This is a genomic window from Actinomyces radicidentis, assembly GCF_001553565.1.
In the GTDB taxonomy this organism is placed as follows: domain Bacteria; phylum Actinomycetota; class Actinomycetes; order Actinomycetales; family Actinomycetaceae; genus Actinomyces; species Actinomyces radicidentis.
Genome location: NZ_CP014228.1, coordinates 2,325,477 through 2,343,160 on the forward strand (window position 1 = coordinate 2,325,477; position 17,684 = coordinate 2,343,160).

A 17,684-nucleotide genomic window follows, 5' to 3' on the forward strand; every position below is an offset into this window, starting at 1 on the left:
AGGATGGGGGGCGTGATGCTCCTCCTCGTCCGCCACGGCCGCACCATCGCCAACGTCATGGGAGCGCTCGACACCGCGTTCCCCGGCAACCCCCTCGACGAGACCGGTCTCGCCCAGGCCGGGACGCTGCCCGAGCGCCTCGCCGCCGCGGGCCACCTCGAGGGCCTGTCCTCGCTGTGGGTCTCCCCGATCCTCCGCGCCCGCCAGACCATCGCGCCCATCGAGGCCGCCACCGGGATCACCGCCACGATCCGCTCCGGCCTGCGCGAGGTCGTCGCCGGGGACCTCGAGATGAACACCGACGCCGGCTCCGTCGCCGTCTACGCGGACACCACCCGGTCCTGGATGGTGGGCCGCACCGCCTGCCGTCTGCCGGGGTCTCCCGAGGACGGCGCCCAGACCTTCGCCCGCTTCGACGGCGTCGTCGACGAGATCGCCGCTGCCACGCTCGAGTCCCAGGGACCCGGCGGGAGCGCCCTCCTCGTCGCCCACGGCACCGTCCTGCGCCTGTGGACCGCGCTCGCCGCCGCCCGTGCCGGCGGCGCGGACCCCACCTGGATCGCCGAGCACCCCATGACGAATACGGCGATCACCGTCGTCGAGGGCGATCCCGAGGCCGGCTGGCGGCTCCTCGACTGGTGCGAGGGCGCCTGGACGGCCTCCCCGACCGAGCAGCCCGAGGCCCCCGAGCCCGCGGACCCGACCGAGCAGCCCGCGTGAGCGCCGCCCAGAGCGGCACCGGCGACCGCGGCGACCGGGACCGCCGAGCCGCCTCCTTCCAGGAGGGGGCCGAGGACTACGACCGTCTCCGCCCCGGCTACCCGGCCGAGCTCTGGAGCCTCCTCATCGAGGACGTCCGCACCGCGGCGGGGCCGGGGACGGGGGAGCGCCCGCTCCGCGCCGTCGACGTCGGCGCCGGCACCGGGCGCGCGACGCTCCCCCTCGCCGCAGCCGGCCTCGAGGTCCTCGCCGTCGACCCCAGCGCCGCCATGCTCGAGCGGCTGCGCGCCAACGCCGAGCACGCCGGCGTCAGCGCGCGCGTCGCCCCGCGCGAGTCAGCCCTCGAGGACCTCGACCCCGCGGTCGACGGCGGCGCGGACCTCATCGTCCTCGCCCAGTCGCTCCACTGGACCGACCCCGCCACGCGGTGGCGCCGCCTCCACGGCCTGCTCGCGCCGACGGGCGTCGTCGCGATGCTCTGGAACGGCTGGCACCTCGCCCCCGCCCGCCACGACGTCGACGCCGTGGCCGACCTCTTCGAGCGCGTCAACGCCGGTCTGGAGCGCCCCATGACCCCCGACGTCGAGCGCCGCGAGCCGGACGGCTCCGCGTGGACCACCGGCGTCGTCGTCGAGGGCCCCGGGGCCGGGCTGCTCCGCGAGTCGCGCCGCGAGGTCGCCGAGTGGACCTGGGAGCTGCCGACCCCGACCTACATCGAGCTCCTCGGCACGACCTCCCAGTACCGCGTCGCCCAGCCCGCCGTCCGCGCCGAGCTCGAGACCGGCCTCGCGAGGATCCTCGGGGAGACGGTCCTCCTGGACGCGCAGACGCTCCTCGTCGAGGCCGTGCGCGCCTGAAGCCCGGTCGGTCGGGTCCCGGCCCGCCCGGTCGCCGGTCCTGAACGGATCCGGCACGCGCCCGGTCCCGGTCCGAGCACGACGCGACCCGGCGCACCGCGCGGTGCACCGGGCCGGACCGCGCCGCCTGGGGGAGCGGCGTCGGGACGGGGCGGGGAGCCCCCGACCAGGGCCTCCGTCAGAGGACGGAGGACAGGAAGGCCCTCGTTCGCTCCTGGGTCGGGTGGTCGAGGACCTCGACCGGGGCGCCGGCCTCGCAGATGACGCCGCCGTCCATGAAGACGAGCTGGTCGCCGACCTCGCGGGCGAAGCCCATCTCGTGGGTGACGACGACCATCGTCATGCCGGAGGCCGCCAGGTCCTTCATGACCTGGAGGACCTCGCCGACGAGCTCGGGGTCGAGGGCGCTCGTCGGCTCGTCGAAGAGCATGAGCTCAGGGTCCATCGCGAGGGCTCGAGCGATGGCGACGCGCTGCTGCTGGCCGCCGGAGAGCTGCGAGGGGTAGTGGTCGAGACGGTCGGCCAGGCCCACGCGCTCGAGCAGCTCGACGCCTCGCTTGCTGGCCTCGGCCCTGCTCACGCCCTTGACCTGGACCGGGGCCTCCATGACGTTCTGGAGGGCGGTCATGTGGGGGAAGAGGTTGAAGCGCTGGAAGACCATGCCGATGCGGGCGCGCTGGGCGGCGCGCGCCTTGTCCGACAGGGCGTGCAGCTCGACGCTGCCGTCGGGCCTCGTCACCTCGCGCATGCCGATGAGGTCGCCGTCGACGTGGACGCGGCCGGCGTCGATCGACTCGAGCTCGTTGATGCAGCGCAGGAGGGTCGACTTGCCGGAGCCCGAGGGGCCGATGAGGACGGTGACGGAGCCGGAGGGGACCGTCATGTCGATGCCCTTGAGGACGTGGAGGTCCCCGAAGAACTTGTGCAGGCCGCTGACCTGGACCTTCGGCGTCGTCGTGCCGTTCGTGGTGCTCATGGGGTGACCTCCAGGAAGGGATCGTCGGTCGTGGTGCGGGCGTCGAGGATGGCCTGCTGCCTGGCGGACAGACCGCGCTTCGAGCCGGTCGAGGCGGACCGGCCGTCGAAGCCGCGCCCGTAGTAGCGCTCGATGTAGTGCTGACCGACCATGAGGATCGAGGTGATGATGATGTACCACAGGGCCGCGACGATGAGCAGCGGGATCGTCTGGTACGTGCTCGACGCGTAGGAGTTGGTGACGAAGGTGAGGTCCAGCGTGTAGGGCACGGCCAGGACCAGCGAGGTCGTCTTGAGCATGGAGATCGTCTCGTTGCCCGTCGGGGGCACGATGACGCGCATGGCCTGCGGCAGGACGATCCGGCGCAGGATCTTGCCCTTGGACATGCCGAGCGCGCCGGCGGCCTCGGACTGTCCGGGGTCGACGCTCGCCAGGCCGGAGCGGACGATCTCGGAGAGGTAGGCGCCCTCGTTGATGCCGAGTCCGAGGACGGCCGCGATGAAGGGGCTGAAGACCGTCTTCGTCTCGAAGGTGAGCATCTCGGGGCCGAAGGGCACGCCGAGGCTGAGGTGCTGGTAGAGGGCGGAGAGCGCGCCCCAGAAGACCAGCTGGGTGTAGATCGGGGTGCCGCGGAAGAACCAGAGGTAGGCCAGGGCCACCCACCGGAGCACGGGGTTCGAGGACTGGCGCATGACCGCCGTCGTCACCGCCAGGATGATGCCGATGAGCATCGCGAGGAACGTGAGGACGAGGGTGATGCCGACGGCGCGGACCACGTGCACCTCGCGGAAGAAGAACCAGACGGTGTCCCAGTGGAACTTCTCGTTCGTGAGGAGGGCGTGGACGAACATCGCGCCCAGGACGGCGACGATCGCCGCGCTGATCCAGGTGCCGGGCTTGGGGACCGGCTTGGGGTTGTTGAGCTTGACGGGCGCGTCCGACGACGTCCCCGCGCTCGTGGGCTGGGTGCTCATGGGTCACTCCTCCACGTTCGGGTTGATCTCGGCCTTGTCCAGGGCGCCGTCCTCGATGCCCCAGGCCCCGAGGATCTTCTGCCACGTGCCGTCGTCCATGAGCTTCTGGACGGCGGCCTGAACGGCCTTGGTGAGGGTGGGGTCGTCCTTCGAGACGAGGATGCCCTGCGGGAGGGCGTCCTCGACCTCGCCGACCGTCTCGAGCTGGCCGCCGGTCTGCTCGGCGGCGTAGCCGGCGACGGTCGAGTCGGCGTACATCGCGTCGATGGTGCCGCCCGCCAGGGCCGTCGAGGCCTCGGACTGGGTGTTGTACGAACGGACCTGGAGGGTCGCCTCGCCGGCCGCCGAGCACTTCTCGGCGTCCTGCTTCATCGTGTCCTCCTGCGAGGTGCCCACCTGGACGCCGACGGACAGCCCGCACAGCTTGAGGTGGTCGGAGGTGTCGATGCCCTTCGGGTTGCCGGCCTGGACGTCGAAGGAGGAGCCGACGTTGATGTAGGAGATCATGTCGACGCTCTGCTCGCGCTCCGTCGTGATGGTGAAGGAGGAGACGCCGAGGTCGTACTTCGAGCCCATCGCCGCGATGATCGAGTCGAACTCGGCGGTGTGGGTCGTGGAGGGGACGCCGAGGACCTTGCCGATCGCGGTCGTGAGGTCGACGTCGTAGCCGATGGCCTTGCCCGAGGAGCTGAGGAACTCGGCGGGGGCGTAGTCGGTCGAGGCCCCGATGTCGAGGCTGCCGTCGCTGAGGTCGTCCGAGGAGAGCATCGCGGCGATCGTGTCGTCCTTCTGGATGCCGCTCGTGTCGTAGCCCTGGGTGCTGGTGCTCGCGGTCGACGAGCCCGAGGCGTGCCAGTCGGCGGCGTCGGTGCAGGCGGACAGCCCGGCGGCCAGGGCGAGGGCGGAGGCCATTGCCGCGCCGCGGCGCAGGACCCTGGTGTTCCTCATGGGTGCTCCTAGCGGGAGGGGATGATGCGAGAAAGTGTATCTGTATAACGCATAAGTATGCAGTCGGTGCGGGAGTGGCGGCGGCGACGCGCGGGGAGGATCAGCCGTCGACCGAGGGATTGAGCTCCGCCTTGGTCAGCGCCGCGTCCTTGACGCCCCACGAGGCGAGGATGTCGGTCCAGATCCCCTCGTCCATGAGGTACTGGACGGCGGCCTGAACGGCCTTGGTGAGCTGAGGGTCGTCCTTCGAGACCGCGATGCCCTGGGGGAGGGCGTCGACGACCTCGCCGACGGTCTCCACCTGGCCGTCGGTGAGCTGGGCGGCGTAGCCCGCGACGGTGGAGTCCGAGTAGGTCGCGTCGATCGTGCCGCCGACGAGCGCCGTCGCCGCCTCGGACTGCTTGGAGTAGGACCGCACCTGGATGGCGGCCCTCCCCGCGTCCTGGCACTTCTGGGAGTCCGTGCCGAGCTCCGTCTCCTGGCCCGTGCCGGTCTGGACGCCGATCGTGAGCCCGCACAGGTTCATGGTGTCGGAGGGGTCGATGCTCTTCGGGTTCCCGGTCTGGACGTTGAACTGGGAGCCGACGTTGATGTACGAGATCATGTCGACGGCGCTCTCGCGCGCGGTCGTGATCGTCATGGCGGCGACGCCGAGGTCGTACTTCGAGCCGATCGACGAGATGATCGAGTCGAAGGCGGCCGAGTGGGTCGTCGTCTTGACGCCCAGGACCCGGGCGATCGCGTGGGTGAGATCGACCTCGTAGCCGATCGGGGTCCCGTCGGAGTCGAGGAACTCGCCCGGTGGGTACGCCGTGGACGTGCCGATGTCGAGGACGCCGTCGGACAGGGCGTCCTCCGGCAGGAGCGCGGCGATGTCCGCCTGCTCCTCGACCGTGCTCGTGTCGTAGCCCTGGTCTGCGCTCGAGCTCGAGGAGGCGCTGCCCGAGGCGTGCCAGTCGGCGGCGTTGGTGCAGCCGGCGAGACCGACCGCCAGGGTCAGGCCCGTGGCGACGACGATCGCGCGGCGTGCGGTGGGGACTCGCATGAGGGCTCCTCGGTGGGGACGGGAATGACGCCATGGTAGGTATCGTGTGTTGCGTATAGATATACGGGTCGGCCCCGTCCTCCGAGGGGGACGGGGCCGACCCGTGTCCGATCGCCGACGCGCGGGCGCCGGTGAGCCGGTCAGATGTTGTAGTACATCTCGAACTCGTAGGGGTGCGGACGGAGGCGCATCGGGGCGATCTCCTTCTCGCGCTTGTACTCGATCCACGTCTCGATGAGGTCCGGCGTGAAGACGTCGCCCTCGGTGAGGTAGTCGTGGTCGGCCTCGAGGGCGTCGAGCGCCTGGTCGAGGGAGTAGGGGAGCTTGTCGATGTCGAAGTACTCCTCCGGAGCGAGCTCGTAGAGGTCCTTGTCGATGGGCTCGCGGGGCTCGATGCGGTTGCGGATGCCGTCCAGGCCGGCCATGAGGACCGCGGAGAAGCACAGGTACGGGTTGCTCGACGGGTCGGGCACGCGGTACTCGATGCGCTTGGCCTTCGGGGAGGAGCCGGTGACGGGGATGCGGATGCAGGCGGAGCGGTTGCGGGCCGAGTAGACCAGGTTGACCGGGGCCTCGAAGCCCGGGACCAGGCGGCGGAAGGAGTTCACCGAGGGGTTCGTGAAGGCCAGGAGGCTCGGGGCGTGCTTGAGGATGCCGCCGACGTACCAGCGGGCGAGGTCGGAGAGCTGGCCGTAACCGCGCTCGTCGAAGAACAGCGGCTTGCCGTCCTTCCACAGGGAGTGGTGGCAGTGCATGCCGGAGCCGTTGTCGCCGAAGATCGGCTTGGGCATGAAGGTCGCGGTCTTGCCGGACTGCCAGGCCTGGTTCTTGATGATGTACTTGAACTTCATCATGTCGTCGCCGGCGGCGAGGAGCGAGTTGAATCGGTAGTTGATCTCCTGCTGGCCGGCGGTGCCGACCTCGTGGTGGGCGCGCTCGATGGCGAGGCCCGCGTCGATGCAGTCGGAGACCATGCGGTCGCGGACGTCGGCCATCTGGTCGTTGGGGGAGACCGGGAAGTAGCCGCCCTTGAAGGGGGTCTTGTAGCCCTTGTTGCCGCCCTCCTCCTCGCGGCCGGAGTTCCAGGCGGCCTCGTTGGAGTCGACCTCGTAGTGGGTCGAGCCGGGAGTGGTCTCGTAGGAGACGGAGTCGAAGAGGTAGAACTCCGCCTCGGCGCCGATGAAGCAGGTGTCGGCGATGCCGGTGGACTTGAGGTACTCCTCGGCCTTGGCGGCGACGGACCGCGGGTCGCGGGAGTAGACCTCGTCGGTGAAGGGATCGACGATCGAGAAGTTGACGATGAGGATCTTCTGCTCGCGGTACGGGTCGAGGAAGGCCGTGGTGACGTCCGGGATGAGCTTCATGTCGGACTCGTTGATGGCCTGGAAGCCGCGGATCGAGGACCCGTCGAACATGAGGCCGTTCTCGAGGGCGTCGTCGAGCTCGCCGGCGGGAATCGTGAAGTGCTGCATGATGCCGGGCAGGTCGCAGAAGCGGACGTCGACGAACTTGACGCCCTCCTTCTCGATGAAGGCCTGCGCCTCGGAAGCGTCCTTGAACATGTGGTGTTCCTCCAGATGATTCTCCGCACCGGATACCGGTACGCCCAGGTCGTTCCCGCGGGTGCCGAGCCAGGGGTTGCTGTGCGGTTGCCCCGACAGTATGGGCGCGCCGTGACACCGGGGTGCCGCGAGTGTGTCCTCGATGTTTCACGAACGGGGCCCCTCACGGCCCGGAACGTGAGACGGGAGACGCGATGACGCCGCCCGGGACCAAGGTCCGAGGGAGCCGTCCTCCGGCCCGGCGTCACGGGTGCGGGCGCGCGGGCGCTCCTTCCGACCGGTCCGCGGCCCGTCTCGGCCCGGGGACGACGGACGCCGCCACGCGGTGCGTGGCGGCGTCCGGCCAGGAGCGGCGGTGCGGCTCAGCGGCCGCGCATGGCGCGGCGGTCGGGCCGCGCGCGCATCGGGTCGACGCCCTTGGGGATCGGCAGCCCCTTGGAGCCGAGCGACGCGAGGCGCTTGGAGACCTGGGCGATCTCGGCGTCGGTGAGCCTGGTCGGCTTGGTCGGGAGCCGGCGCAGCGTCTTGCTGAGGTCGATGAGCCGGGTCTGGTCCTCGCCGGTGCCGACGTGCACGACGTGCAGCGGGACCGTGGAGAGGATGCGCTTGATCTTCTTCGACTCGTCCTGGACGAGGCGCTGGGTGCGGCCGGTGGGGCCCTCGGCGACGAGGACGATGCCGGGACGGCCCACGAGGCGCCAGACGACGTCCTGGGTCTTGGGGTTGACGGCGGCGGGCTCGGGCTCGACGAACCAGCCGCGGCCCTGCTGGTCGAGGACGGCCTTGGCGGCGCCGGGCATGCCCTCGATCTGCGTGTAGGAGGCGCGGCGCACCGTCCAGGACAGCAGGATCATGTCGAGCATGCCCGCGAGGAGCACGCCCATGAGGACCCAGTACCACAGGGCCTGGTGCGTCGCGGAGGCGAGGACGACCGAGAGGACGACGATGACGACGAGGACGCCGAGGAGCGCCCACCCGATCCACGGGTAGGTCCGCCGCGAGATCGTGTAGGAGTCCTTGAGGTTCTGGAAGTACTGCCCGACGCGGCCCCGCTTCCGGGGACTCGGGCTCGTCGCTGTGCTCACGGTGCCCCACCATAGCGGACGCCGCCCCCTGGGCCGGAACCGGGTTCCGGGAGGGGCGGCGTCGTCGTCGGGGTCGCGCGGCCGGCGCCGCCGCGGCGGCGCCTGGCGGCGCTCACCGGGCGTTGATGACCTGGCGCGCGAGGATGGAGGAGGCCTCCTGGCGCGCCGTCTTCGGGGCGGCGATGTCCTGCATCTGCTCGGGGATCTCCCAGCCCTTGGCGCGCATGGCGCGACCCCAGAGCATGCCGGAGCGGTAGGAGGAGCGCACCATCGGGCCGGACATGACGGCGGAGATGCCGAGCTCCTCGGCCATCCGCCCGAGCTCGACGAACTCCTCGGGCTTGACCCACCGGTCGATGGGGTGGTGCAGCTTGGAGGGGCGCATGTACTGCGTGATCGTCAGGATGTCGACGTGGTTGGCGACGAGGTCCTTGATGGCCTCCTCGATCTCCTCACGGGTCTCGCCCATGCCCAGGATGAGGTTCGACTTGGTGAGCAGGCCGGCCTCGGAGGCCTGGTTGAGGACGGACAGCGAGTTCTCGTAGGAGAAGGCCGGGCGGATGCGGCGGAAGATGCGCGGCACCGTCTCGAGGTTGTGGGCGAAGACCTCGGGGCGCGAGGAGAAGACCTCCTCGAGGGACTCGCGGCGGTTCTTGAAGTCCGGGACGAGGAGCTCGACGCCGCAGCCGGGCAGCATCTGGTGGATCTGGCGGGCGACCTCGGCGTAGAGCCAGGCACCGCCGTCGGGGAGGTCGTCGCGGGAGACGCCGGTGACGGTGGCGTAGCGCAGGTCCATCTCCTTGACGGACTGGGCGACGCGGCGCGGCTCGTCCTCGTCGTACTCGGTGGGGCGGCCGGTGGCGATGTCGCAGAAGTCGCAGCGGCGGGTGCACAGCTCGCCGCCGATGAGGAAGGAGGCCTCGCGGTCGTTCCAGCACTCGTAGATGTTGGGGCAGTTCGCCTCGGCGCAGACGGTGTGGAGGCCCTTCTCGCGCACCATCCCGCGGACCTCCTGGTAGGTCTCGGAGATGACGGCCTTGGTGCGCAGCCACTTGGGCTTCTGCTCGATCGGCACCTCCGCGTTGCGCGCCTCGACGCGCAGCAGCCGGCGGCCCTCAGGGGCGATCGTGTCCGTCATGGCTCTCCTCCGTTGACGCGATGATGAGCGGTCCTCAGCCTATCGTCGAAGGCACCGCGGGTGGGACCTCGGACCCAGCCGACGGCGAAAGGGTCACGTGGTCTGCGCCACGAGCGGGGCGAGGTGCTCCTCGAGCGCCGCGGCGACGGCGTCGGCGGGCTCGGTGACGGGCACCGTGCGGCCCGTCTCAGCCGACAGGGAGGTGACCCCGGCGTCGTCGATGCCGCACGGGATGATGCGGTCCAGGCCGAAGGCCGCCAGGTCCGCGCAGACGTTGAGGCCGATGCCGTGCATCGTCGTGCCGCGCGCCACGCGCACACCGAGCGCGCAGACCTTGCGCTCCTGGCGGCGCCGCGGCTCCGGCGAGTCCGGGACGGCGGGGACCCACACGCCCGAGCGGTCCTCGACCCGGATCGTGTCCACCCCGTAGCCGGCGCAGACCTCCATGACGGCGCCCTCGAGGGCGCGGACGTACTTGATGACGTCGATGGGGGAGGCGAGGCGCACGATCGGGTAGACCGTGAGCTGTCCCGGGCCGTGCCACGTGGTCTTGCCGCCGCGGTCGACGTCGACGACGGGGACGTGCCCGGGCTCCACGAAGTCTCCCTCGGGGCGCTCCCAGGAGTGCGCCCGGCGGCCCACCGTGTACACGGGCTCGTGCTCGAGGAGCAGGAGCGTCGACTCGCGGCGCCCGGCGACGACCTCGTCGTGGATCTCCTGCTGGAGCGCGCGGCCCTCCGCGTAGGGGACGGGGCGGGTGCCGAGGTCGAGGTCGATGCGCTGCACGGGCCCACCCTAGGCCCGGTGCGCCGCGGCGGCCCGGCCGGGTTTTCCACAGGTGGCCGCCGGGGCGTGGCGCGACGGGCGACGCCCTCGCGACGATGGCGCCATGAGGACACGAGCAGGCGGCGCTCGCCGCGACCGGTCTCAGGCGAGCCGCCCCGGACGGGCCGCTGAGCACGCGGATGACGCGACGTGCGTGGACGTCGCGACGCGGGAGGCGCTCGAGGCGGCCGGGCTCACCGTGGGCGAGCCGCTCGCACGCGGACGCCGTGGGCGCCCGGCCGTCCACCGCGGCCTGGACCGCGACGACCGGCACGTCGCCGTGCGCCTCGTCGACCTCCCCGAGGGGCCCGCCGGCGCCGCGCTCCTGCGCCGCCTCGCCGCTCTCAGGGGCCTGCGCCACGAGGGGATCGCGCGGGTGCGCGAGGTCATCGCGGTGCCCGGTGGCCGCGCCGCCGTCACCGCGGACCTCGTCGCCGGCGCCGACCTCGCGGTCGTGCTGGGCGCCCGCGGCGGCCTCACCCGGTCGGAGGCGGCGCGGCTCCTCGACGACCTCGGCTCGGCCCTCGCGCACCTCCACGCAGCCGGGCTCGTGCACGGCGACGTCGCGCCCGGCAACGTCGTCGTGACGACGCAGGGCGGCGCGGTCCTCGTCGACGTCGTGAGCGGCGTCATGGAGACCGGCACGGTCGGCTGCGCCGCCCCGGAGGTCGAGGCGGGCACCCCGCCCACCGCGGCCTCGGACGTCTACGGCCTGGCCCGGCTGCTCGAGCTGTGCGCGGAGGGCTCGGCATCGCTGCGCGAGCGCCTCGGGCCGATCCTGGCCGACGCCCTGAGCGAGGACCCGGCGTCGCGGCCCACGGCCCGTGCCCTGGCGGCGCGGGCCCCCGGGATCGCCCGCCCCGGGGCCATCGAGCTCCCCGACGGCGCACGGCTGGCGGCAGGGGCGCTGAGGGCCGCGGCCCACGCCCCGACGCGCCAGGTGCCGTCGCGCCGCGAAGGCCGCGGTGGGGTCGCCGGGCCCCGCCCGTGGACGCCACGCCGGGCGCCCCGTAGGGCGGGACTGTCGCGGAGGCCGGGTGGGCGCTTCCTGGCCTGCCTCCTGGCGGCCACTGTCCTCCTGGGAGCGGGGGCCGCCCTGACCGACCGTCTTCCGGGTCTCGACCGGGCCGCGAGCCTCGTCGCGGAGCTCCGTGACGACGGCGGGGACGCCACCACTGAACCGGGCGCCACGGAACCACCGCGCTCCGCGGGCGAGGACGCCCGAGCCGCGGCGAGCCCCGCACCGGCGCGCACCGACGCGAGTGAGGACCCGACGGGCGCCTCGCGGCCCCGGCCGTCGGGCGCGGCGCCCGGCACCACCGGGCGCGACGCGGTCCTCCGCGGGACGGACCCGCTCGAGGCCGCCGTCGCCCTCGCCGCCCTACGCGACGAGGCGCTCGCCGGCGGGGACGCCGTGGCGCTCGCCTCGACGACGGTGGCGGGAGGCCCCGCCGCACAGGCCGACGCCGAGCTGCTCGCGGCGCTCACGGGGGCAGGCGAGGAGGTCCGCGGGCTGAGCACGGCGCTCACCGGGGCCCGCGCCGTCGCGGCTCCGGACGCCGCCCTGAAGGAATGGCCGGAGGCGGTGGCGGTCGCGGTCACGCTCTCGCAGTCGGCGTCGACGCGGACGAGCGCCTCGGGGGAGGAGCGCCGGGTGCCCGCGCAGCCCGCCCGCGACGTCCTCCTCGTCCTTGTGCCCGGGCCGTGGCGGGTCGCCGACGTCCTGCCCGCCGCCTGACCCGGGGACGCGACCACGAGCCGGTCAGGTGCGCGAGGAGGCCCCGCACCCATCGGGTGCGGGGCCTCCTGCCTGACGGACGGCTCGGCGCTCAGGCGCCGTGCCGGGTGCCGGCTAGCGGGTCACAGACCGAGCTCGCCGCCGAAGTCGCCCTCCTCGAGGCGCTTCTTGACCGTCATGAGGTAGCGGGCCGCGTCGCCGCCGTCGACCAGGCGGTGGTCGTAGGACAGCGCGAGGTAGCAGACGGAACGGATCGCGATGACCTCGTTGCCGTCGCCGTCCTTGATGACGCGGGGCTGCTTCTGGATGGCGCCCAGGCCGAGGATCGCGACCTCGGGCTGGTTGATGATCGGCGTGTCGAAGAGGGCGCCGCCGGAGCCCGTGTTCGTGATGGTGAAGGTCGAGCCGGACAGCTCGTCCGGGTTGACCTTGTTGTCACGGGTGCGGGCCGCCAGGTCGTTGATCTTCTTGGCCAGGCCCGGGATGTTGAGGTCGCCGGCGTTCTTGACGACGGGCACGAGGAGGCCGCGCGGCGTGTCGACCGCGATGCCGACGTGCTCGACGTCGTGGTAGGTGACCTGCTTGCCGTCGATCGAGGCGTTGATCTTCGGGTGGGCCTTGAGGGCCTCCGTGGCGGCCTGGACGAAGAAGGGCAGGAAGGTGAGCTTCGTGCCGTTCTTGGCGAGGAACTCGTTCTTCGCACGGGCGCGCAGTGCGGCGATGCGGGTGACATCCACCTCGACGACCGTCGTGAGCTGGGCCGAGGTCTCGAGGGACTCGACCATGCGGGTCGCGATGACCTGGCGCAGGCGGCTCATCTTCTGGGTCGTGCCGCGCAGCTCGGTGTCGACCGCCGGCTTGGAGGCGGGCTTCGAGGCGGGGGCGGCGGCCGGGGCGGCGGCGGGGGCCGGAGCGGCGGCGGCCTTGGCGGCCTCCGCCTTCTTCGCGGCCTCCTCGACGTCCTGCTTGCGGATGCGACCGCCGACGCCGGTGCCGGTGACCGTCGTCAGGTCGACGCCCTTGTCGCGGGCGAGCTTGCGCACGATCGGGGTGACGTAGGCGGCGGAGGCGACGGCGGCGGCCGAGGGGGCCTCCTCCTTCGGCTCGGCGGCCTTGGGTGCCTCGGCCTTCGGGGCCTCCGCCTTGGGGGCGGGCTCCTCGGCCTTCTTCTCCTCGGCCTCGGGGGCCTCGGGGGCGGGGGCGGCGGACTGCGCCGACGGGTCGCCGATGACGGCGAGCACGGTGCCGACCTCGACGGTCTCGTCCTCCTCGACGCGGATCTCGAGCAGCGTGCCGGAGACGGGCGCGGGGACCTCGGTGTCGACCTTGTCGGTGGCGACCTCGAGCAGCGGCTCGTCGGCCTCGACCTCGTCGCCCACGGCCTTGAGCCAGGAGGAGACGGTGCCCTCGGTGACGGACTCGCCCAGGGCGGGCATCTTGATCTCGGTGCCGGTCGCGGAGCCGGAGCCCGCGGCGGACTCGGCGGCCTCGGGCGCGGTGGCGTTGGAGCCCTCGGAGGCGGCTGCGGCGTCGCCGTCCTCGGACAACTGGGTGCCGTCGGACTCGGGCGCGTCGGCAGCCTGCTCCAGCGGGGTGGAGCCCTCGTCGGAGGAGGCGGAGGAGCTCGACGAGCCGGCCTCGGAGGGGTCGCCGATGATGGCGAGGACGGTGCCGACCTCGACGGTGTCGTCCTCCTCGACGAGGATCTCGAGGACGGTGCCGGAGACCGGGGAGGGGACCTCGGTGTCGACCTTGTCGGTGGCGACCTCGAGCAGCGGCTCGTCGGCCTCGACGGTGTCGCCCACGGCCTTGAGCCAGGAGGAGACGGTTCCCTCGGTGACGGACTCGCCCAGTGCGGGCATCTTGATGGACTCGGACATTGCTGTCTTCCCTCTGTCTTCCTGGTTCTGGTCAGCCGTGGTTGTGCAGCGGCTTGCCGGCGAGGACCATGGCGGCCTCACCGAGGGTCTCGTTCTGGGTCGGGTGGGCGTGGACCAGGGCGGCGACGTCGTCGGCGTCGGCCTCCCAGTTCACGATGAGCTGGCCCTCGCCGACCTGCTCGCCCATGCGGGCGCCGATGGCGTGGAAGCCGACGATGGGGCCGTCCTTGAGGGCGACGTACTTGACGAAGCCCTGGGTGCCCAGGATCTGGCTCTTGGCGTTGCCGGCCACGTTGAACTCGGCGGTCGTGACGGCGTCGGCGCCGTACTGCTCCTCGGCCTTGGCCTCGGACAGGCCGACGGAGGCGATCTCCGGCTCGCAGAAGGTGACCTTGGGGACCTTGACGTCGTCAACCGGCGTCGGGTCGAGACCGGCGATCTTCTCGGCGACGACGATGCCCTGGGCGAAGCCGCGGTGGGCGAGCTGGACGCCGGGGACGATGTCGCCCACGGCCCACACGCCGTCGACGTTGGTGCGGCCGAACTCGTCGGCGAGGACGAAGCCGCGGTCCATCTCGACGCCGACCTGCTCGTAGCCGACGTCCTTCGTGGCGGGGCCGCGGCCGACGGCGATGAGCATGACCTCGGCGTCGTAGGACTTGCCGTCCTCCGTGTGGACCGTGACGCCCTTGTCGGTGCGGTCGACCGACTTGAACATGGTCTTGGTCTTGAAGGCGATCTTGCGCTTGCGGAAGGAGCGCTCGAGCATCTTGGAGACGGCCTCGTCCTCGTTCGGGACGAGGTGGGGCAGGCCCTCGATGATGGTGACGGCGGAGCCGAGGGAGGCCCAGGCGGAGGCGAACTCGACGCCGATGACGCCGCCGCCGAGGATGACGGCGGAGGAGGGGACGTGATCGAGCTTGAGGGCGCCCTCGGAGGTGAGGACCTTGTCGTCGATCTCCTGACCGATGGTCTTGGAGAAGGAGCCGGAGGCGAGGACGACGTTCCTGCCCTTGTACTGCTTGCCGTCGACCTCGACGGTGTCGGCCGCGACGAGCTTGCCCCAGCCCTCGATGAGGTCGATCCCGCGGGAGCCGACCAGGCCCTGGAGGCCCTTGTACATCTTGGTGATGACGCCGTCCTTGTACTCGTTGACGGCGGCCATGTCGATCCCGTTGAGGGTCGCGTCGATGCCGATCGAACCGGCCTCGCGGATGGCGTCGGCGGTCTCGGCGGCGTGCAGGATGGCCTTCGTGGGGACGCAACCGCGGTGGAGGCAGGTGCCACCGAGCTTGTCGGCCTCGACGAGCGCGACCTTGAGACCGAGCTGGGCTCCACGCAGGGCGGCGGCGTAGCCACCCGAGCCGGCGCCCAGGATGACCATGTCGTAGACGGTGTCTGTCACGGAATAACTCCTCGTTGATGTCCTTCGCCCTCGTGGGGCGGTTCGGCACGGTGGTCATTGTTCCACCCGCGGGTGCCCGTCGCGTGACGATCCGGGGTGCTGAGGGGGACCAGAGTCCCCCGTGGGACGTGATTGCCCTCACGCTACCGGCTGGAGCGCTGGGGCGCCCGTCGGGACCGTCAGGCGGTCCGAGGCGTGCCGCGGGGCACCGGCCGCGCTCGTCGCGACCGGTGCCCCGCAGGACCGGGGTCCTCGCCCCGGCGCGCGATCTCAGGCGCGACGCCGGATGAGCTCGAGGAGGGTGGCGACGCCCGCACCGGTGCCGCCGGTGGGGGTCCCGCCCCAGGGCGAGTGCTCGTTGTAGGCCGGGCCGGCGACGTCGAGGTGCGCCCACGCCGTGCTCCCGACGAACTCGCGCAGGAAGAGGCCGGCGACGAGCATCCCGCCGGCGCGATTGCCAACGGCGGCGTTGCGCAAGTCGGCGAAGGGGCTGTCGAGGCTCGCGCGCAGGTGCCGCGGCAGCGGCATGGGCCAGAAGGCCTCGCCGGCGGCGACGGCGCTCGCGACGACCTGGTCGCGCAGGGCGGGGGTGCCCATGACACCGGAGACGCGCTCGCCCAGCGCCACGATCTGGGCGCCGGTGAGCGTGGCGACGTCGAGGACGGCGTCCGGCTCCTCCTCGACGGCCCGCGCGAGGGCGTCGGCCATGACGAGGCGGCCCTCGGCGTCGGTGTTCGTGATCTCGACGGTCGTGCCGCCGTACATGGTGACGACGTCGCTCGGGCGCTGGGCGTCGGCCCCCGGCATGTTCTCGGCGAGGGCCAGCCAGCCGGTGACGCGGACGGGGACTCGCTCGAGGGCCGCGGCCAGGACCGTGGCGAGGACGGTCGCGGCGCCCGCCATGTCCGACTTCATCTCGGGCATCGAGGCCGGGGGCTTGAGTGAGAGGCCGCCGGAGTCGAAGGTGATGCCCTTGCCGATGAGGGCGACGCTCGGCGCGTCGGGGGCCTCGGGCGCCCACTCGACGCGCACGAGGCGGGGCGGGTGGGCCGAGCCCTGGCCGACGCCGACGATGCCGCCGAAGCCCTGCTCGGCGAGGGCCTTCTCGTCGAGGACCTCGTAGGCGATGCCGGCCCCCTGCGCGACCTCGCGGGCGCGCTCGGCGAGGAGCTCGGGCGTGAGCAGGTTCGGCGGGTCGTTGACGAGGTCGCGGGTGAGGGCGGTGGCGGTGGCGAGGGCGCGGGCGCGGGTGACGGCGGCCTCGCCCTCCTCGGTGCCCGCCAGCGGCGTGAGGACCGTGATCGAGCCGACCGGCGCGGTGCCGGCCGGGACGCGGCCGGACCAGGCGTAGGCGGCGGTGAGGGCGCCCTCGGCCACGGCGGTGAGCTCCTCGGCGGTGCCCGCGGGAAGTCCGAGGACGACCGCGCCGGTCCCGGCCAGGCCGCGGACGGCACGGCCGGCGAGACGGGCGAGGACGCCGGCGCGGGTGCCGCCGAGCGCCTCCTCGTCGTCGTGCTGCGCGTCCGTGTCCAGGGCTGCGCCGGCGCCGACGACGGCGACGACGGGCGCGTCCGCGCCCCCGACCGCCGTGGCCGGGACGCGGATGAGCTCGTCGAGCGCGCCCTTCGCGCCCAGGGACGGCAGGAGCGCGGCGAGGGCGTCGGAGTCGGCGACGCCGCTCTGCCCGTCGAGGAGGACGGGGCCCTTCGCGGCTCCGAGGACGAGGACCTCGGCCTCGGGCGCGGAGCCGGACGCGAGGAGGGTGATGTCTGCGGGTACGGGAGTTCGAGTCACGGCGCTGATGGTAGTGTCCGGAGTCGCCCCCGGGACGAGTGGGCCGCGGCTGGTGCGCGCTGAGCGCACGGGCCGTCGGCCCCGGTAGGCCGGGGAGCGCGCGCCCCGGGCGCGCGAGGCCGCCCGGGCTCCCGCCCGACGGCGCACCGGACCACGACAGGCCAGGAGAGCGCGAGCCGCATGACGCCCACGGAGCACGGGGACGACCGGATCGTCGTCCGCACGGTCGAGGACCGTCGGCGCCCCGCCCACGGTCTCAGCCGCGTCCTCGTCGTCGTCCTCCTCGCCCTCGGCGCGGTCATCCTCCTGCCCGCCCTCGTGGCCCTGGTCCGCGAGCCCTCCTCCGACACCGTCGTCGAGTCCATCAACGTCGTCGCCGGTGCGCTGAGCGTCATGCTCGGCGTCTGCGTCGCCCACAACGGCCGACGGATGCGGATGATCGGCTGGATGAGTGACACCGCCCTCGTCACGGGGGCCGTGCTCGTCTCGGTGCTCACGCACACGGGGACGGCCCCGCTGCTCGAGGGCTGCGTCTGGGCCGGCGGCGGGCGCTCCCTCCTCTACCTCCCGCTCCTCGTCCCCCTCATCACGGCCTGGTGGCTGTGGATGAGCGACCCGAGGCGCATCGTCGTCGCGGCGGAGCGGATGGACGGGCTCGGCGCCTCCTGGAACGAGCGGCACCGGCCCGAGCGCTGACCGTCGTCCGCCGGCGCGGCCCGACGGGACCGGTGCCGGTC

At 72.6% G+C, this 17,684-nt stretch carries 15 protein-coding genes; 4 read left to right on the forward strand and 11 right to left on the reverse strand.

Annotated features, from left to right (window positions below):
* Positions 1-12: 12 nt before the first annotated feature.
* Both AXF14_RS09950 and AXF14_RS09955 read left to right on the forward strand, forming a co-directional pair.
* The gene (locus tag AXF14_RS09950; protein WP_067942921.1) at positions 13-720 is read left to right on the forward strand and encodes a histidine phosphatase family protein; all 708 of its coding nucleotides are present in this window, start codon (positions 13-15) and stop codon (positions 718-720) included.
* Complete coding sequence (locus AXF14_RS09955; protein WP_067942923.1) at positions 717-1,577, forward strand: class I SAM-dependent methyltransferase; 861 nt, start codon at positions 717-719, stop codon at positions 1,575-1,577. Before AXF14_RS09950 ends, AXF14_RS09955 begins: the two co-directional genes overlap by 4 nt.
* 178 nt (positions 1,578-1,755) lie before the next feature.
* On the opposite strand, the gene AXF14_RS09960 is transcribed toward AXF14_RS09955, so the two are convergent.
* The 8 genes from AXF14_RS09960 to lipB all read right to left on the reverse strand — a co-directional run bounded on the left by AXF14_RS09960 (position 1,756) and on the right by lipB (position 10,091).
* On the reverse strand, positions 1,756-2,553 hold the full coding sequence (locus AXF14_RS09960) for an amino acid ABC transporter ATP-binding protein (protein WP_067942925.1): 798 nt from the start codon (positions 2,551-2,553) through the stop codon (positions 1,756-1,758).
* Positions 2,550-3,527, reverse strand: coding sequence for an amino acid ABC transporter permease (locus tag AXF14_RS09965; RefSeq protein WP_067942927.1), 978 nt, complete (start codon positions 3,525-3,527; stop codon positions 2,550-2,552). The genes AXF14_RS09960 and AXF14_RS09965 overlap by 4 nt, the downstream gene beginning before the upstream one ends.
* A 3-nt stretch (positions 3,528-3,530) precedes the next feature.
* Entirely contained in the window at positions 3,531-4,475 is a 945-nt protein-coding gene (locus AXF14_RS09970; RefSeq protein ID WP_084355503.1) for an ABC transporter substrate-binding protein, read from the reverse strand.
* Positions 4,476-4,575: 100 nt separating this feature from the next.
* Positions 4,576-5,520 (reverse strand): ABC transporter substrate-binding protein, encoded by a 945-nt coding sequence (locus AXF14_RS09975; protein ID WP_067942930.1) that lies wholly within the window; start codon positions 5,518-5,520, stop codon positions 4,576-4,578.
* Between the two features lie 140 nt (positions 5,521-5,660).
* On the reverse strand, positions 5,661-7,082 hold the full coding sequence (gene glnA, locus AXF14_RS09980; RefSeq protein ID WP_067942932.1) for a type I glutamate--ammonia ligase: 1,422 nt from the start codon (positions 7,080-7,082) through the stop codon (positions 5,661-5,663).
* 362 nt (positions 7,083-7,444) lie between these two features.
* The gene (locus AXF14_RS09985; RefSeq protein WP_067942933.1) at positions 7,445-8,167 is read right to left on the reverse strand and encodes a DUF4191 domain-containing protein; all 723 of its coding nucleotides are present in this window, start codon (positions 8,165-8,167) and stop codon (positions 7,445-7,447) included.
* Positions 8,168-8,279: 112 nt separating this feature from the next.
* Positions 8,280-9,305 (reverse strand): lipoyl synthase, encoded by a 1,026-nt coding sequence (lipA, locus tag AXF14_RS09990; RefSeq protein WP_067942935.1) that lies wholly within the window; start codon positions 9,303-9,305, stop codon positions 8,280-8,282.
* 93 nt (positions 9,306-9,398) lie between these two features.
* Positions 9,399-10,091: a lipoyl(octanoyl) transferase LipB gene (lipB, locus tag AXF14_RS09995; protein WP_067942937.1), complete on the reverse strand. Its 693-nt coding sequence runs from the start codon at positions 10,089-10,091 to the stop codon at positions 9,399-9,401.
* Positions 10,092-10,284: 193 nt separating this feature from the next.
* Here lipB and AXF14_RS10000 point away from each other — a divergent pair, with 193 nt between their 5' ends.
* The gene (locus tag AXF14_RS10000) at positions 10,285-11,868 is read left to right on the forward strand and encodes a protein kinase domain-containing protein (protein WP_236755511.1); all 1,584 of its coding nucleotides are present in this window, start codon (positions 10,285-10,287) and stop codon (positions 11,866-11,868) included.
* 122 nt (positions 11,869-11,990) lie between these two features.
* Here the strand turns inward: AXF14_RS10000 and sucB are convergent, their stop codons facing one another.
* The 3 genes from sucB to AXF14_RS10015 form a co-directional block, all read right to left on the reverse strand.
* Positions 11,991-13,748, reverse strand: coding sequence for a 2-oxoglutarate dehydrogenase, E2 component, dihydrolipoamide succinyltransferase (gene sucB, locus AXF14_RS10005; RefSeq protein ID WP_067942941.1), 1,758 nt, complete (start codon positions 13,746-13,748; stop codon positions 11,991-11,993).
* A gap of 31 nt (positions 13,749-13,779) precedes the next feature.
* Complete coding sequence (gene lpdA / locus AXF14_RS10010) at positions 13,780-15,153, reverse strand: dihydrolipoyl dehydrogenase (protein WP_067942943.1); 1,374 nt, start codon at positions 15,151-15,153, stop codon at positions 13,780-13,782.
* A 270-nt stretch (positions 15,154-15,423) separates the two neighbouring features.
* Positions 15,424-16,947, reverse strand: a complete 1,524-nt coding sequence (locus AXF14_RS10015; protein ID WP_417861959.1) for a leucyl aminopeptidase — start codon at positions 16,945-16,947, stop codon at positions 15,424-15,426.
* A 180-nt stretch (positions 16,948-17,127) separates the two neighbouring features.
* On the opposite strand from AXF14_RS10015, the gene AXF14_RS10020 reads away from it, so the two are divergent.
* Positions 17,128-17,643, forward strand: coding sequence for a hypothetical protein (locus AXF14_RS10020; RefSeq protein WP_067942945.1), 516 nt, complete (start codon positions 17,128-17,130; stop codon positions 17,641-17,643).
* Positions 17,644-17,684 lie beyond the last annotated feature (41 nt).

Bases quoted from the DNA above. Each gene is read 5' to 3' on its own strand.
- AXF14_RS09960 (WP_067942925.1), bottom strand. From the start codon at position 2,553: ATGAGCACCACGAACGGCACGACGACGCCGAAGGTCCAGGTCAGCGGC.
- AXF14_RS09965 (WP_067942927.1), bottom strand. From the start codon at position 3,527: ATGAGCACCCAGCCCACGAGCGCGGGGACGTCGTCGGACGCGCCCGTC.
- AXF14_RS09970 (WP_084355503.1), bottom strand. From the start codon at position 4,475: ATGAGGAACACCAGGGTCCTGCGCCGCGGCGCGGCAATGGCCTCCGCC.
- AXF14_RS09975 (WP_067942930.1), bottom strand. From the start codon at position 5,520: ATGCGAGTCCCCACCGCACGCCGCGCGATCGTCGTCGCCACGGGCCTG.
- glnA (WP_067942932.1), bottom strand. From the start codon at position 7,082: ATGTTCAAGGACGCTTCCGAGGCGCAGGCCTTCATCGAGAAGGAGGGC.
- lipA (WP_067942935.1), bottom strand. From the start codon at position 9,305: ATGACGGACACGATCGCCCCTGAGGGCCGCCGGCTGCTGCGCGTCGAG.
- sucB (WP_067942941.1), bottom strand. From the start codon at position 13,748: ATGTCCGAGTCCATCAAGATGCCCGCACTGGGCGAGTCCGTCACCGAG.
- AXF14_RS10020 (WP_067942945.1), top strand. From the start codon at position 17,128: ATGACGCCCACGGAGCACGGGGACGACCGGATCGTCGTCCGCACGGTC.